General features: G+C 39.4%; 15 protein-coding genes. 12 read left to right on the top strand and 3 right to left on the bottom strand.

All coding sequences use genetic code 11. The features are described from left to right. Positions 1-96 precede the first annotated feature (96 nt). Both DESMER_RS06090 and DESMER_RS06095 read left to right on the top strand, forming a co-directional pair. Complete coding sequence (locus DESMER_RS06090; protein ID WP_014902194.1) at positions 97-870, top strand: YdcF family protein; 774 nt, start codon at positions 97-99, stop codon at positions 868-870. A 759-nt stretch (positions 871-1,629) separates the two neighbouring features. Beyond that, positions 1,630-1,836 (top strand): hypothetical protein, encoded by a 207-nt coding sequence (locus DESMER_RS06095; RefSeq protein ID WP_148275259.1) that lies wholly within the window; start codon positions 1,630-1,632, stop codon positions 1,834-1,836. 274 nt (positions 1,837-2,110) lie between these two features. Here DESMER_RS06095 and DESMER_RS06100 read toward each other — a convergent pair whose 3' ends face one another. Together DESMER_RS06100 and DESMER_RS06105 are read right to left on the bottom strand one after the other, a co-directional pair. Then, positions 2,111-3,451: an MFS transporter gene (locus DESMER_RS06100; protein ID WP_014902195.1), complete on the bottom strand. Its 1,341-nt coding sequence runs from the start codon at positions 3,449-3,451 to the stop codon at positions 2,111-2,113. Between the two features lie 655 nt (positions 3,452-4,106). Then, positions 4,107-5,024 (bottom strand): LysR family transcriptional regulator, encoded by a 918-nt coding sequence (locus DESMER_RS06105; protein ID WP_014902196.1) that lies wholly within the window; start codon positions 5,022-5,024, stop codon positions 4,107-4,109. Between the two features lie 226 nt (positions 5,025-5,250). Between DESMER_RS06105 and DESMER_RS06110 the strand changes: the two genes are divergently transcribed. The 6 genes from DESMER_RS06110 (at position 5,251) to DESMER_RS24295 (ending at position 11,355) form a co-directional block, all read left to right on the top strand. Further along, a complete protein-coding gene (locus DESMER_RS06110) occupies positions 5,251-7,134 on the top strand; it encodes an aryl-sulfate sulfotransferase (protein ID WP_042333441.1) in 1,884 nt (627 codons plus the stop codon). 90 nt (positions 7,135-7,224) lie between these two features. Then, the gene (locus tag DESMER_RS06115) at positions 7,225-7,545 is read left to right on the top strand and encodes a thioredoxin family protein (protein ID WP_014902198.1); all 321 of its coding nucleotides are present in this window, start codon (positions 7,225-7,227) and stop codon (positions 7,543-7,545) included. 10 nt (positions 7,546-7,555) lie between these two features. After that, a complete protein-coding gene (locus tag DESMER_RS06120) occupies positions 7,556-8,770 on the top strand; it encodes an FAD-dependent oxidoreductase (RefSeq protein ID WP_014902199.1) in 1,215 nt (404 codons plus the stop codon). Positions 8,771-9,518: 748 nt separating this feature from the next. Beyond that, complete coding sequence (locus DESMER_RS06125; protein ID WP_014902201.1) at positions 9,519-9,968, top strand: hypothetical protein; 450 nt, start codon at positions 9,519-9,521, stop codon at positions 9,966-9,968. Positions 9,969-10,040: 72 nt separating this feature from the next. After that, the gene (locus DESMER_RS06130) at positions 10,041-10,991 is read left to right on the top strand and encodes an anti-sigma factor (RefSeq protein ID WP_014902202.1); all 951 of its coding nucleotides are present in this window, start codon (positions 10,041-10,043) and stop codon (positions 10,989-10,991) included. Between the two features lie 247 nt (positions 10,992-11,238). Beyond that, entirely contained in the window at positions 11,239-11,355 is a 117-nt protein-coding gene (locus tag DESMER_RS24295; protein ID WP_242831053.1) for a DUF3102 domain-containing protein, read from the top strand. 190 nt (positions 11,356-11,545) lie between these two features. Here DESMER_RS24295 and DESMER_RS24105 read toward each other — a convergent pair whose 3' ends face one another. Next, positions 11,546-11,788: a hypothetical protein gene (locus tag DESMER_RS24105; protein ID WP_014902203.1), complete on the bottom strand. Its 243-nt coding sequence runs from the start codon at positions 11,786-11,788 to the stop codon at positions 11,546-11,548. Positions 11,789-11,917: 129 nt separating this feature from the next. Between DESMER_RS24105 and DESMER_RS06140 the strand changes: the two genes are divergently transcribed. The 4 genes from DESMER_RS06140 to DESMER_RS06155 all read left to right on the top strand — a co-directional run bounded on the left by DESMER_RS06140 (position 11,918) and on the right by DESMER_RS06155 (position 16,096). Continuing rightward, positions 11,918-12,247, top strand: coding sequence for a helix-turn-helix domain-containing protein (locus tag DESMER_RS06140; RefSeq protein WP_014902204.1), 330 nt, complete (start codon positions 11,918-11,920; stop codon positions 12,245-12,247). A 279-nt stretch (positions 12,248-12,526) separates the two neighbouring features. After that, a complete protein-coding gene (locus DESMER_RS06145; protein ID WP_014902205.1) occupies positions 12,527-13,660 on the top strand; it encodes a glycosyltransferase family 2 protein in 1,134 nt (377 codons plus the stop codon). 127 nt (positions 13,661-13,787) lie between these two features. Next, positions 13,788-14,921, top strand: coding sequence for a glycosyltransferase family 2 protein (locus DESMER_RS06150; protein ID WP_014902206.1), 1,134 nt, complete (start codon positions 13,788-13,790; stop codon positions 14,919-14,921). A gap of 41 nt (positions 14,922-14,962) precedes the next feature. Beyond that, a complete protein-coding gene (locus tag DESMER_RS06155; protein WP_014902207.1) occupies positions 14,963-16,096 on the top strand; it encodes a glycosyltransferase family 2 protein in 1,134 nt (377 codons plus the stop codon). Positions 16,097-16,373 lie beyond the last annotated feature (277 nt).

Here is a 16,373-nt window from a genome sequence, read left to right on the forward strand (position 1 = left end):
CTTCTGCGCTTCTGTTAATTGATAAATTGATTATCACTTAAATACACAGTTGTTCCAAAGATCTCTGGGGAATCTAGGAAAAGGAGAAGAGGGGAATTGGCAAAGAACCGAGCTTCGATTATGTTCATCATATTGGGATGGGTAGGAATACTGGATACGCTCTTCGTTCTTGTACTCAATGGGGGGATCAATCTTGGAACCCTTCTGCCTGGCTTTCTTGGAGTAGCTATGCTCTTTTGGGGATATAAGAGTGACTATCTAAGGCAACATTTTTTTAAAAATCGCTGGCTAAAGGTTCGTCAGTTGGTTCGTTTGAGTATGGTGATGGTGCTAGTTTCATTTATGCTAATTGAAAGTTTATTGCTGTATAATACCAAGGATCCACTGCCAGGCCAAGTTGGCTACCTTATCATTCTTGGAGCGGGCCTTAATGGAGATAAACTCTCTTGGACTCTTTGGGAACGGGTAGATAAGGGCTTAAGAATTCTACAGGATAATAAGGATATGAAAGTTGTTGTTTCTGGGGGAAAGGGGCCTGGAGAATGGATTACTGAAGCCGAGGCAATGCAGCGTTATTTGGTTGAACAGGGTATCGCAAAGGAACGGATAATCAAGGAAGAACAGTCGACAAGTACGATGGAGAATTTCCGTTATACCCGAGAGCTTCTTGGGCAACAATCGAGTTATGAACCTTCTGAGCCTGTGTTGGTCATCACCAACGATTTCCATATGTTTCGCTCGAAGTTTCTAGCAAGGCGTAATGGACTGAATCCAGTAGGTGTTTCATCACCGACGCCTTGGTATTTGAGGCCTAATGCTTATTTGAGGGAGTATTTTGCAGTTGTGAAGTCTTTTGTTTTTGATCGGTAATGCACCTTGTCCGGAAGGGGTTACCCTTGTCTAGGATATTTATGACAAAATAATGGGAAGCCGTAAAGAGCCTAGGCGCATTACGGCTTCCCATTATTTTGTCACATCGAGGGCTTGAACACATAGGCTATGACAATAACACCCAGGCTAAATTTGTTAAGAAAATAGTAATCTGCGACAAGGTTGTGGTTTTGGAAAGATCGGTCTCTGAAGCCATAGTAATTGCCCAATAATTATAAGCAATAAAATAATAATTATTATCAGTGCTACACAAATCATATAGTTCACCTCTTTATCTTAGATTCCCATAAGAATGAGAGGTTTCTTGATTTATACTATTCAACATGTCCAGGAGATGTTCCAGCATGAAAAGCAGGCATATTTTTCCGTTAGATTTCACACATTCTACATATCAAAGTCACTGAACGGTAACATGTTTGTTCTATGCTTAGTATAGTCGAAAAATACCCGACATAACGGTTGAAATATAGACCGCTGTCTCTCTTTACCTCCTCTGTAGCGCCTCTCTTAACTGAGGGGCGTTTTTATCTTTGATCATAAAATTTAGTAAAGAATTTGCAAGACATAATGTCACTAATATCAATAGCAGCCTGTCAAGGCTGCTGCTACGTATCCAGGTAAATCAGTGATCCATAAGAGGCGGCCCTTAGGCCGCAAAATCACCTGCCATCGGCAGGCGAGGCATTTTCCCCACTGGCAGGTTTCAATATAGGGGCGGATCATACAAATCAGTTGTTGTTGAATCCGTTAGTTTTATATCTTTTTAAAGTCGCCCGAATCAAGCTATCCGCCAACAAAGTCAGCTTTCTCTACAACAATATAGCTAGAGAATTTGAAGAGCTGCTGAAGGAACTGACTAAGCTGGCTCCGGCAGATCCGGAAGCTCATGAAAGGTATAAGAGTGAGGTAAGCGGGCTGATCGGTAAAATAGCAGAGAGACTGTAAGGTAGCGGGATCAGGTGCAGGAGGGGTTACGATAGTTAAAGGGACTGCTATAAAAAAATTAACAGGGGCTTAATAGCCTCTGTCTTCTTATTATTTTAGTCAGATATTACTTAGCTTTATACAAGTCAATCATTGACCAAATCATGGCCTTTGGTTTTCACATGGGTTACCAAGGTCTTTTCTTTGCTATGATTAATTTTCTTTTTAGAGAAAATAAGATGACAGAGCTACCCTTATCCGTAAGAGGTAGCTCTGTCATCTTTCTTTTAAAAACTTAATCGATTTCTTCCAAGGATCTTCCACCGGTGCTCTGGCCCAGTAGCAGAACGGCTAGTGAGGAGAACATAAGAAGTCCTGCAAAACCTACGTAGAGATTTTTGAAACCATAACCTGCCATAAGTGCCGGAACAAAGAGTTGAGATCCTGAAACTCCAAGACGTTGTATAGCATTGATTATCCCAACTGAGGTGTTACGCATTTTGGTCGGATAATGTTCAGGTACATATGCCATGGCAATAAAGCCGACACCCATACCTAACGCGTTAAGTCCAAAGGCTAGAATCATAATGAGCATATAGTTATTTCCTGCAAAGGCAAACCATACGGCTAAGGCTGCCCAGATGAAAGTACCAATACCCATGGGAATCTTACGGCCGCCTTTATCAGAGAACGGTGAGGAGAGGAACAGGCCCACTGGACCACCGAACATAAAGGCTGTACCGATTGTTAGACTTTGCTCTAAAGTAAAGCCTAATGCAGAGTTAACAAGGGTTGGCGTCCAGACAGAAATTGCAAAACTCGCTATATTCAATGGAACACCAATCAGAAGCAATATGATGGTCCGTTTGAGATATTTGCCGGAGAACATACCAATAAACTGTTCCATGGCGTTAACTTTCGGGGGGGTGTTTTTTGCCGCATCGCTGAGGTCTACTGCTACACCAGTAATGAATTTTACAACCTCTTCGGCCTCTGCTATTCTGCCCTTGGATACAAGCCAGCGCGGGGATTCTTTTAGATATTTAAGTCCGAGGAAGAAGGTCAGGAATCCTGCTCCACCTAAGTAAAAGATGATTCGATAAGCGTCGGCACTCATAGGAATAATCGCTCTGGAAATCATACCGATAACTGGCATAGCACAGAAACCGCCGGCAGCACATAAGCTTTGCCATTTTCCACGGCTCTCTCCAGGAGATATTTCCGCAATATAGGCAATCGAAGTAACCATCATCATGAAAATACCAAAACCTGTTGCTGCTCTGGCAAAAACGAAGACAGAAAAATCACTTGTCAAACCATTAAGAATCGACATGGATGAGAAGATAACCATAGCCATAAGAAAGGTTTTACGGCGTCCGATTAAGTCGGAAATCATACCACCGAAGAATCCACCCAAGGTCATTCCTAAGAAATACGTAGAGGTAACCGTTGCAAGTTGAGTTTTATCGGCAATGAAGCCATTTTTCAAGATGGCTGGTGCAATAAAGGAGAAGTTATTGTTATCCAATTGCTCAAAGAAATAAGATAGGACAATGAGAATAAAGAGGAACAGATGAGTCTTACTTACGGGAAGGCCGTCAAAGTAGTTATTTTTGATTTTAGTTTCATTTACCACGAACTTCACTCCCTTAATAATAATTTAAGTATTAGTCCAGAGAACCATCGAATTCATGTGACAATAATTTCTTTCACAACTCAATCTGGAATTTTGACATACATTACCTCCCGCGTATTATTCAAACATCGTGCCCTTACTATGCTTTGTCTTGATTCTGTACTTTTGCTGGGGCCACATCCTTTCTGTTATCATAGTGATGTTCGATATTCCGGGTTAAGTTAAGAGGCTTTTTCCTCAGGTTTGTGAAGGTTATGTCAAGCACAGTGTAAGTGGTTGAACTACTTTTGACCAACAACGATTTATTGAGGAGGATACCAACTATTTGTTGTACTAATAACTCCTATTAAAAAAACTAATAAGTTTTAACCCGAAATTCTTGTAGACAACTTGTGATGAACCCTGAGGGTATGAGTGGTTCTGAGGTTTTAAAAAACTACTAAATAGTGCGTGTATGGCCGACTTCATATCGAAAAGCAAAGAGAGTAGGGGACTTAGCTTATAGCTAAATTCCCTACTCTCCTTAAGTACTGGATTGTTTTTTTATGTATTTACAAAGATTAATTGTGACAAAGACATCAAATGATTGTTTGTGATTAATAACGCAAATCAAATATACTCTGCGTATAGATAACCTCCACAGCTTTGGCCAGAGTTAAAAGGATAGATTACTAGTCATGTAGTTTTTGTAAATTCCCAGAAGATCCTGGCTTATTGAGGATAGAGGTTGCTGAGTAGACACCAGCCAGCCAAAATCAAGGCAAAGGCTATCCTTAATCGGTATTGCGACAATTGAGTTTTCACGAAATAAGTTTACATCCGAGAGGGTAGTAATTCCGATGGCTTTGCTGTGGATAATGGTTTTTAAGTAAATTTCTCTGCTGTTTGTTTTCGCTATGATGTCCAGCTTACTCAAATCCCCGAACATCCGGGATAGCATTTCTAAATAAGGTTCAAGATTGTAGACTACAATCGGATACTTCCTGATCTCGGTTTTTTTAAACACGATCTTCTTAGCTAAGGGAGATGATTTAGCCACGCAAGCTGAAAATTCATGGCTGCGGAATTTTTCAAAGTGAACATGGTTGTTGTTTAAAAGTGGATGACTGTAATAAGCAGGCAGGTTGACAAGTCCTAGATCAATAAGCCCTTCATTAAGCTTAGTTACAATATCATCCGGTTTTTGTTCTTCAATGTGCAGATTAACTTCAGGATGCTTTTCTCGAAATGAATCTAAAATCGGAGGAAGGTAATGGCTCATATGGGGAGTCGTGCTAATGCATAATTTATCACTGGAAGTTGGCCTGTCTATCTCGGAATAGGGTTCCATACACTCCAGTAATTCTTCGTATTTAAGAATAACTTCCTTTGCTTTTTCTACAGCCAGATTACCAGCCTCTGTAAGAGAGACTCCTTGGCGACTGCGCCGAAACAAAGCAACATTTAAATCTGCTTCGAGTTTCTGAATAGCTTGGCTTAAGCCTTGCTGAGAAATGAAGAGATGCTCTGCAGAAAGTGTTATGGATTTTGTTTTTGCTATCTCAACTAAATAATAGAGATGCTCAATACGCAAGGGTAGCACCTGCCTCTGTTTGTTGCTATCGTCCAATTTTTACGGAAACTAAGATGTAGTTAGACTATTATACACATTATTGCTGTCATTTACATAGTCCCAACTATGAATTAGTTAGAGTACCGAAAAGTTTTTGCTCGGGACTTAGGGGAAGGCGTAGCGGTATGCCAATGGCCCACTACGGTAAAATATATGATAAAAAAAGAGACTTAAAGGAGAGAAAATGATGAAAAACTATTTAGACACTCAAAAACATTTAATTACCTTACAACATGAATCCGAAGAAGCATTTTTAGCTGAGTTTAGAGCAGGAAACTATACTTTAGAAAATCCTTATATCGTTAAAAATCCCTATTTGATTAACCCATTAGCTGCAGTGATTTGTTTTAATACCGAAGAAGAACTAGCTGTAAAAGTAACCGTAAAAGGCAAAGCAGTGGAAGGGGATATTGAACACACATTTAGTGCTGCCAAGGAGCAGGTATTGCCCATTTATGGCTTATATGACGCTTATGAAAATAGCGTAGTCTTAACCCTGGAAAATGGCAAGACAGCTGAGGTCAAAATCGAAGTGGATGAATTAAACATTAACAAAGCATTTTCTTGCGATACCACCTATGAGTATTTTGGTAAAGATCTTATGATTATATCGACGGCTACTCCTTTGGTTGATTCCGCCAGAACTTGCGGGTTTGATTATGCCGGTGATTTAAGATGGGTGATGACGGAAAAAGCAAGCTGGGATATTAAACAACTGGCCAACGGAAGACTATTAGTATCCTCATACCGCTCAATGCAAAAGCCCTATTATACTGCAGGACTTATGGAACTGGGCTTTTGTGGTAAGATCTATGCCGAATATCGGCTGCCGGGGGGATTTCATCATGATGCCATTGAATTAGAAAACGGTAACTTATTAGCTGCCTCGGATAACGATTTCAATGAATCTGTGGAAGACTATGTGGTAGAAATCGATAGAGAAAGCGGTGCTATCGTTAAATCCTGGGATTTGCTCAAGATCTTACCCAGAGAACAAGGTAAAGCGGGAGACTGGAATCATCATGACTGGTTCCACAATAACGCTGTTTGGTATGACAAACCCACCAATTCCATCACTATGTCCGGGCGGCACCAGGATGCTGTCATAAACTTCAATTATGATACCGGCAAGTTAAACTGGATTATTGGTGACCCTGCAGGCTGGGGGGAAGAGTGGCAAAAATATTTCTTCAAAAATGTAACTAAAGGTGACTTTGACTGGCAGTATGAGCAGCATGCAGCTAGAATTTTACCTAACGGAGACGTTTTCATGTTTGATAACGGAACCTATCGATCCAAAACCACAGAAAACAGAGTGCCGCCGAATGATAATTTCTCCAGAGGGGTTATTTACAGGATAGATACTGACAAAATGGAAATTGAACAAGTCTGGCAGTATGGTAAAGAAAGAGGATCAGAATTCTATTCTCCCTATATCTCCAACGTGGATTACTATGGTGAAGGACACTACATGGTGCACTCAGGCGGAATTTCAACCTTCAGAGGCAAGCACACTGACGATTTAGGGGCAATGCAGATAAATAAACATAAAGACGAACACCTCCACCTGACCTTGGAATCAATCACTGTAGAATTGCTCAATAATGAAGTTATGTATGAATTAAAGGTTAAAGGCGGTAACTACTACAGAGCCAGAAGACTTACTTTATATGATGAAAAAACGAACTATGGACTGGGTAAAGGTAAATTCTTAGGTGGTTTTGGAGTTAACCCTGAATTTGGCATGAAAGTCAAGTTTAAAGAGGCTGGTGTAGACCTGCCGGGAAAATATGAGGTGTCCTTCGTGCTTGAAGAAGATCGCTTGGCGCTGCGTGGTACCTTTGCGGAAGGTTCCCAGGTTTTGCTGGAATTTAGAGGAGAAAATAGTACTAAGTTCTATTTAGTGCCCACCGATGTACATGACATCACAGCTGCCTGTGTATCCTTTGAAGAACAGAAGGAAAATGATGTGCAGTATTATGTGAGCAGAGAAGGTATATCTGGCGAATACGACCTATATTTAAATATTGATAACCTAAAGTATGCTATAAAAATGTCAGTCAAACTATAACACAGCAGCTAAAGTATATTTGATTTCACTGAGGTTCCACCGTAATTCACCTTCAAGGTAGAACCTCAGTGACTGATTTGGAGGTAAAAAATGGAATTAAAGAAAATTAATGCGGACCTTTTTAACAAAGCAATTTATGATAACAATGAGGCCTGCGTAGTTGCATTTACTAGGCATGATTGTCATGTATGTAAAGAAGTGGTACCCAGGTTAGAAGAAGTCGCGGAAAAGTATCAAAGTAAAGTAGGGTTTTACGCACTGGATGTCGAGCAGGATAAGGCATTGTTTAAAAGTTTTTCCCTTAAGGGGGTTCCTCAGTTATTGTTCTTCAAAGATGGGGAGTTTTATGGAAAGTTAGCGGGGGATGTTGAAGAAGAAGACATGGTAGAAAAAATTGAGGATCTAATTTAAGAGGTGCATAATGAACAATTATGATATTGTGATCATCGGCGGGGGACCGGCAGGCTTATCTGCAGCTATTTACGGCGCTAGGGCAAGATTGAAATCGTTGGTGATTAATAAAGGATCCATCGGTGGATTGGCTCATACTACCAGGGAGATAGTAAACTATCCCGGATATGGGGAGACTACTGGGCCTAAACTAATGAAAGATTTTAAAAATCATGCTGAAGGTTTCGGAGCAGAATTTTTAAAGGATGAAGTTCTGGAAGTAGATTTATGCCAAGAAGAAAAAGTCATTAAAACCAAGAAAGGGCAGACTTTTACTGCAAAAGCAGTGATCATAGCTTGCGGAAGTATTCCAAGGCTCCTGAATATTCCCGGTGAAATGAGATTAAGAGGGAGTGGTGTGGCATATTGTGCTACCTGTGATGCAGAATTTTTTGAAGGTGAAGATGTCGTTGTGGTTGGCAGCGGCGACCAGGCTATTGAAGAAGGCATGTATATTACAAAATACGCTAATAAGGTCACTACCATTGTTTTACATGACGAAGGGATCCTCGATTGTAATAAACTAAGTGCTGAAAAAGCGTTTGAGAACGAAAAAATGAACTTTGTCTGGAATTCCACAATTGAAGAAGTAATCGGTAAAGCCAATGTTGAGGGAGTTAAAATCAAGAACATTAAGACCGGAGAAAGCTCTCTGCTCACCTGTCAGGGGATCTTCTTTTTTGTAGGCATGATTCCTTCGACTGGCTTCTTGAAAGACAGCGGAGTCAAAATGGATTCAAGAGGATATATCCCAGTTAACGAGTTAATGGAAACGAACCTTGAAGGGGTTTATGCCGTTGGGGACAACAGAGTGAAATATTTAAGACAGGTTGTATCAGCAGCAGGGGATGGCGCAACTGCAGCAGTTGCCGCGGAACGATATATAGAAGAGATTAATGATTTTCGAGCCAATGTCTTGGAAAGTGAAAGACCTGTTATTCTTTCTTTTTTTGACCCAATGGTCGAGGAAAGTCTGGCTTTTACCACTCTCTTGGAAAAAGTAGTTAAAGAATGTGGTGACAAGTATAAGATTGTTAAAGTAGATATCTCCAGAAAGAAAACCCTAGCTGAAAAATACGGTGCCAATAAAGTGCCTTTCAGTATTGTCCTGACAAAAGGTACAGTTGATAAACAATTAAGTTGTTCAATGGATACTGAGGAATTAAAGGTTCAATTGAAAGCTTGAGAGTTTCCTAAATATACTCAGCAGTAATAGAATTTGAAGAGCTGATGGAAGGAACTGCTATAAAAACATTAACAGAGGCTTAATAGCCTCTGTCTTCTTTTGGACGACTTTATTTTTACGAATAGTAATTAACGGCTTCATAACAGCATAAGTATTTGTAATGCGCATAAATATTATGCTTGCGGGCATGTGACCAATTTCTGAAGGGAGGAAATTGGATCATGAAAACATATGAGATATTTATGATTGTGATCGGGTCCTGTTCCTTACTAATTAGTTTGCTGATTTTAGTCGTGGAGGTGATAAAAACAGTTTTTAAGTGAAACTATTTCTGAAAGGTAAAAAGTAGCCAGCTCAAAACCCAGCTACTTCTCACCATGCTATAGGTTGCTTTGCCTGCGCGATAAGGGACATCCTCTTATCTTTTTTTTGCCCTGAAATATAGTTATGTTTTGCGTGAAATTTGTATGCTATAAAAAATAACAATTTAAAATGAAAAAGTGTCTCTCAAAACGAGCCGTTAATTCACTTGCCACTTAAGCACAATAAGTTGCTATAACATAATGAATTCATTTGCGGTTAGCATTATCATACGAGAGATTCCAAGGGATCTATCCTAGCTCAAGGTTGAGGGCATACAAATGAAGGTTCTCTTAAAGAGGAAATATAGGAGAATTGTGGAATATAGTGTAGGGAGGATCTTCTGCAATTCCGTTTGTCAATCATAGGAGGAGGGGGGAGAGGCCAAGTGGAAACCAGTCAATTAAGAAGATTAAGGTTTATTGAAGGTTTGGTAATGAATATTCCCTTTTTATTAGTGTTAATGATAGTTTTCGTAGTGCCACTGTACTTACGAGTATCCCCACGACTCATAGCCGGTTTATTATTGATGCAAGTTTTGGCTTCCCTTATATTTAGCCGAAGTTTAAGGAATCTATTTTATGTTAGGATATTTCCGTTTATGAAACCACTTTGGGATTATGATCAACAGAAATCTGCTTCAGATAAATGGATCAAATGGAGCGGTAGGTTTTTCAATGCTCTAGTGGTTATTGGCCTGATATTTGTTGTAATATATCCTCCGTCATTTCCTGAACACGTTGATTGGTTATCTCTTAAGTACACAATTGCAGGAAGTTTGATTGGATATAATATCGGCATTGTTTGGAAGGCCTTTACTGAAAAATTTGATTACTAGGAGTTATGGGATCGTTACATTCGAGACGTGAAAATAAAAATGGTACGAATTTAAAGGTTGTGGAGGAAGAGTATGGACAATCGTGAATTGGATGAAATATTTGAGGATGATAAGCGAGATATGGCAATTAAAAAGGTTCGAAAGAAGTCTACTATAAAGACGATTCTAACGTCACTGGTAGTGTTAATAGGTATTTTAGTTGCTAATGCAGCCGTAACCATTAAATTAAGTAATGAAATGTTCGACTTCAATGAAGCTAACATTAAGCTGCATGTACCCAACGGCTATATTAGCAAGTCGGATGACTCTATGGGCCTTTTAGGGGGGAGGAGCGACTTCACAGTCTCTAGGCTTGTTGGTGAAAAACCAGTGGTTCTGGAAAATAAGGCTGCGCCCTTTGGGCTGATTCCTCCACTTTTTATGTCAAGAAGTCAGGGCGGCAGTGGCCATTCAGCAGGCGAATGGCCCCGTAATTACTGGGAAAATGGCTACAGCAAGATGATCTTCTTTCATCCGGAAATCTCCTATAAAGAATACAAAAATGATCTGCATGAATTGGATAGGATTTCTGATGATAAACTTATTCAAGTTGGAATATCCTTCGATAAACCCTATAAGGTAGCAGATATTCAAACGATATTGCCGATTGTTAATAAATCTTGGTATTGGGTTGACGCTTGTAGTAAAGACGCTTTTGATCGTTATAAAAAAGAAGCTAGCGAATACGACGGTAAAGCTACGTTTATTAGTGAATATGACGCCTTAGGAGTCAATGTGAGGGCATATCGAGGTAATGACGATTTTTACGGGAGCTACTATAATTTCGTGGAGTCATTGAAAAGTAGCAAAGATAAAAAGTATAACCAAATATATAACGAACTTGTCACCAAAGGCTATACAGATCCGAATAATGTTCCGATTTTAGGAGTGATCGTTTATGGCATAAAGGATGAATTAAAGATGCTTATTGGAAATCCCCATATCAAGGCATCATCGTTTGGAGTGGTTGTAGATAAATATTAGCCAGGGAGCATCTTTACGAAAGAGAAGTAGCAGCTAAAAAAAAGGAACTCAAAAATAACTGTGAATGCCGATAACCCTGAACAGACAGAAAAGGTAGAAAAGCTTTATTGGGGTTTTCAGGAATTTTTACTCCAGCCTATAACAAAATAACGGCAAGACCGTAAGTGCCTAGGCACTTACGGTCTTGCCGTTATTTTGTCACAAGTGAGGGCTTGAACATAGGTTATGAGTAAGGTTGCTCAAATCCATGGTCAATCATGGAGAATGGGGGAAATGGTTGGAGAAATCGGGGAGTTACTCCAAAGCAGCCAATAAACTCATGCGCCTTTTTGAAGAGTATGGGGCCAAGCCCACCGCTGGATAGGACAGTTCAAATTCGGATCCGAATTTGAACTACACCCAGGCGGTTATCCTCTGGGGAATTCCCGAGGAGAAATGAGAGCCTTTATAGCAGAAAATGATGTAGCGAGTATGTCAACCCGGGAGCTTAAACAGGTATCACAGAGCAGCAGCCCTTCAATTTCAAAAGGACATCAATCACTTCTCGGCTGCGCTCATTCTTGGGACTTCCGCTGCTTAACAAGTTCAGAGGTATGTATTATTAGTTCTTCAGGTGTGAGAATCTTACCTTTTCCCGAAATGTTGTCCCAAAATGATTTCGCCTTTGAATCAGTACTGCGTACTCCGTTCATCATAGCGATCTTCATTTGCATTTTTACAAATTCGACGGTAACGCCGTCACGTTTTGCGATTTCCTTGATGGCGTTTTCCACCACTATCAGCTTCTTTTTATTCAATCTGCCGCCTCCACAAGTACATTTTAGGATATATTAACATTTTAAGAAGCATAATTCAATACAAAAAACCTCTTACAGCGTGAATTTTACCACTGTCAAAAGTATAGAATAATAACTAATGACAGTGGGGTGAGAGTAGTGGGTGTTGAATTTATCAGAAAGCGCATCACGGATTTACGCCTAAAAAAAGGCGTTTCGGAATATAAAATGAGCCTTGATCTGGGGCACAGCAGAAGCTATATACAAAACATTATCGCAGGGCGCTCCTTGCCATCTATTGAAGAATTTTTGTATATCTGTGAGTATCTGAATGTCACTCCAAAAGCTTTTTTCGATGAGAGCGAGGCAGAACCGATTCTGATTCAAAAAGCTCTTGACGGTCTGCACGGTCTGCCCGATAAAGACCTTCTGATGTTAATCGGACTGATAGACCGTTTCAAGGAAGGTAAAAGCGAATAAATCTGGCAATTTTAATGGTATAATTGCGGCACTATCTGAAAATGGTTTATTTGATGTTATGAAATCAATCCACAGCGCAAAACCGATAGCACTAACAAAACAGTAATGTTTTGAAAATCCTCGCCTGAAAAAGCGAGGGTTGTTTTATTTTATTGGAAATAAATCTCTTATCAAAGGTAGAAAAAGAGGAAATGGAAAAATATTATAGAAATGTAATAAAAAATTAATTGATTAGAGGTGATTACCAAGTTTCAATTATATATTTGAGAGGAGAAACGTATGAGTACACTTTTCATAGTTTTGGCCTTTATCAATCTTGCCACTTTGATACTTATGGGCTCAGTGTTCTTCAGCTATTTAAAGAGCAAACCAATTTTTAGTGGTACTAGTTGTTCAGAAAAGGGTATCATTTATCCTTCATTATCTGTGGTAATCCCAGCTTGTAATGAAGAAGAGTCAATCGCAAAGGCGATTAGTCAATTACTCGACCAAGATTATCCGAATTTTGAAGTGATAGTCGTTAATGATCGTTCTTCAGATCGCACGGGAGTGATTCTTGATGAACTTAAGATTATATATCCGCAATTGAAAGTTGTAACTATCTCAGATTTACCTCCCAATTGGTTAGGTAAAAACCATGCTGTTTATCAAGGAGTGAAAGAGGCAACAGGTGAGTGGCTGCTTTTTACGGATGCCGATGTTATGTTCTCCCCTGGAAGTCTAAAGAAAACCGTAAAATACTCGCTGGAAAACAAGCTTGATCACTTAACAATCACTCCTGATATAACCTACAAAGGTTTTTTCTACGGCGGTTTTATCTCCTTTTTTGTTATGGTTGTTACTGGTTTTTATCTAATTAGTAAGAGTGCTGGAATCGGTGCTTTTAACCTAATAAAAAGATCTACCTATCAAGAAATTGGCGGTTACGAGAGATTAGCAATGCGACCAGTTGATGACGTTTCTTTAGGTAAATTAGTTGTGTTGAAGGGATACAAACAGGGTTTCGGGTTTAGTAAAGGCTTAATATCAGTAAAATTATTTGATAACCTAGGTGCCATGCTAAAAGGTATTGAGAAAAATCAATTTGCAAGCACTAACTATAAAGTTCTGCCAACTTTAGCATTTTGTTGGTTCATTCTTTTTCTGCATGTTTATCCATACGCGGGAATGTTCCTTGGATCTGAATGGGCTAGAGCAATGTGTGGGTTTTCCATCATTATATTAGTAGCTATTTATTATCACTTGAAGAAGTACACCGTTGTGTCATTAAGGTATGTTTTAATTCATCCTTTATCAGCTATACTGTACTTTTGGGCGGTATTAAACTCGATGGTCAAGATTCTGAGTAGGGGCGGACTCAAATGGCGGGGGACAGTTTATTCTTTGGAAGAGCTGAAGAAACATACTTTTTAAGAGAAAGTAATAAGGTATCCATATCAAATACATCAAAAGAGTGCAAATTGAGCTAGGTATTATCCTCAGGAGTGTTTCCTCTGTCTCGTTCAGAGATAGAGGCTAAATAGAAGGGAGGAGTAAGACTATGAATGTTCTTTTTTGGGTATTGTCCTTAATTTCTGTCTTTTTGGGAGTAAGTACAGCCGTGCTTTTACTCAGATATTTGAAAAAGATGCCGGTATTTCGTGAAATTATTAGTTCAAATGATGGGACAATATATCCATCTTTATCTGTAATAATTCCAGCCTGTAATGAGGGAAAATCTATTGAAGAAGCAGTTCGACGGTTAATGAATCAAGATTATCCTCATTTAGAGGTAATTGTGGTGAATGACCGATCAACTGATAACACTGCGCTGCTTCTAGAGAAGTTGAAAGTTGAGTATCCACAGCTAAAAGTTGTCACTATTTCTGACTTGCCTCCGAACTGGTTAGGTAAAAATCATGCTGTTTATCGGGGGGAGAAAGAAGCGACAGGCGAGTGGCTGCTCTTTACAGATGCTGATGTCATGTTCTCCTCTAGCAGCTTAAAGGTAACCATTAGGTATGCGATGGAAAAAAACCTTGACCACCTAGCAATTGCGCCTGATTTATACTATGGAAGTGTTCTCCACCGTGCTTTTCTAGCCTACTTTAGCCTTGCGTTTATCTCAGTTGCAATGATTACTAACAAGGTTGGAGTAGGTGCATTTAACTTAGTGAAAAAATCTGTCTACCAAGCAATTGGTGGATACGAAGCAATACCCATGCAGGTAATTGATGATATGTCCTTAGGAACCTCAGTGGTAGATAAGGGGTACAAACAGGGTTACGGTGTGTCGGGCAAAGGGTTTATTACTGTAAAATGGTATGATAACCTATTTGCTATGTTCAAAGGCCTTGAAAAGAATCAGTTCGCAGTTGCAAAATATAGTGTATTCGGGATATTGCTCTTATGGTTATATGCACTAATAGTAGGAGTGTACCCATTCGCGGGTTTATTTTTAGGGCCAATTTGGGCAAGAGCCTTGTGCGGTATTACTCTCCTTAGTTTGTTTGCAATCTATAATTACTTGTCCAACCTCATCGATATCTCACCTGGTTATTTTTTAATTCACCCCATATCAGCTTTACTTTGTATTGGAGCAGGAATAAACTCTGTTGTTAAGACTCTAAGCCGTGGTGGTACGGAATGGCGAGGAACCTTCTATCCCTTAGAAGTATTGAAGAAACGGATATAGTGAACGAGTTTTACTAGATTCTAATCGAGGGAGAAAAAGATATGAATGTTCTTCTTTTGACAATTGCTTCGGTTTTGGCATTATACGGGCTAATCTCCGTTGTGTTATGGCTCAGATATATGAAAACGATACGTCTTTTCGAGGTAACTGATTGTTTGAATGATGAAGCAATTTATTCTAAATTATCGGTGATAGTTCCAGCCTGCAATGAAGAGGAATGTATTGAACAGACGGTTAGACAGTTAATCACTCAAGATTACCAAAATTTAGAGATAGTTATTGTGAATGACCGCTCAACCGATAACACTGGGGCAATTTTAGAGAAGCTTCTAATTCAATTCCCGCAACTCAAGGTGGTAACTATTTACGATTTGCCTTCAAATTGGTTAGGCAAAAACCATGCTATCGACCAAGGCGTGAAACATGCGACAGGAGAGTGGTTGCTTCTTACCGATGCAGATGTAATGTTTTCACCGAGAAGTTTGAAAAAAACGGTTAGTTATGCATTAGAACATTCGCTAGACCACCTAACAATCGTTCCAGATGTTTTTTACGGAGGTGTTTTCTACCGCGCTTTTTTAGCATATTTTGGGTTAACATTTTTTAGTATAGCAATGGTTACCCATAAGGCGGGATTGGGTGCATTTAACTTAGTAAAAACATCAGTATATCAGGAAATTGGCGGGTATGAAGCAATAGCTTTACATCCTCTTGATGACATGTCGTTTGGGAAGCAAATTGTTGAGAAGGGATATAAACAAGGTTTAGCATGTTCTGGCAAAGGTTTTATCATGGTGAAGTGGTATGAGAGCCTTTTTGATATTCTTAGGGGCTTTGAAAAGAACCAATTTTCATCTATGAACTATAGGGTATCAGCCGTAATAGGTTTATGTATCTATAGCTTGCTTACTAATGTTTATCCTTTTGCTGGTCTGTTCTTTGGCCCACTATCGGCTAGGATTCTATGTGGGATATCTGTCCTCAGTTTGTTTGTCGCTTATAATCACTTATCAAAGCTCATGGATATTTCCCGTGGTTATTTTTTACTTCATCCTTTATCTGCGTTGTTGTTTCTTGGAGCAATGCTAAACTCAATGGTGAAGATTATTAACCGAGGCGGTATCAAATGGCGAGGAACCTTCTATCCCTTAGAAGTATTGAAGAAACATATTTAAGCGCAAGATTAGAACAGCCTTACATCTATGGCCTAAAAAAGCAAAGAGACCTTGCAGGTTGAAACAATTCATGTCGCTGCCGATTAATGCTATGATGATAAGGATGAAATTGAGGCAGCCTAACGAGCATGATCTCACGAGAGTTGTCGAGGAGTTTTTTAGCTGAGTATGATAATTGACCGCTCGGAAACCAAATAAAGTAAGGCTTGAGAAAACTCAAGTCTTTTTTTGTTATAATGCTATTTTCCTTGAGTTATGGTATATAATGGATTGTGAA

It is taken from the genome of Desulfosporosinus meridiei DSM 13257 (assembly GCF_000231385.2).
Classification (GTDB): Bacteria; Bacillota; Desulfitobacteriia; order Desulfitobacteriales; family Desulfitobacteriaceae; genus Desulfosporosinus; species Desulfosporosinus meridiei.